This is a genomic window from Paraburkholderia sp. BR10872, assembly GCF_040965835.1.
In the GTDB taxonomy this organism is placed as follows: Bacteria; Pseudomonadota; Gammaproteobacteria; order Burkholderiales; family Burkholderiaceae; genus Paraburkholderia; species Paraburkholderia nodosa_A.
Map to the genome: position 1 here is coordinate 1 of NZ_JBFRCN010000177.1, position 287 is coordinate 287.

General features: G+C 61.7%; 1 protein-coding gene. It reads left to right on the plus strand.

The features are described 5' to 3' along the window. On the plus strand, positions 1 to 287 hold a 287-nt coding region (locus AB4Y43_RS40575), incomplete at both ends, for a divalent metal cation transporter (protein ID WP_368730302.1).

Here is a 287-nt window from a genome sequence, read left to right on the forward strand (position 1 = left end):
CTGCTCAATGCGCTCACGATCGTCACCGAGTTCATCGGCATTACGTTTGCGCTCGACTTTCTCGGCGTCTCGAAGGTTCTCGGTGTCTGCATCGCCGCGGTACTGACGATGGCGGCGGTCAGTACGGGCGACTTCCGGCGCTTCGAACGCTTCGCGATCGTGCTGTGCCTGTTGAGTCTGCTGCTGATCCCGGTGCTCGTTTCGATTCACCCGCCCGTGGGCGTTATCGCGCGCGACTTCTTCGTGCCGACCTGGCCGGCGAATTCGAAGCTCTCCGACGTGATGCT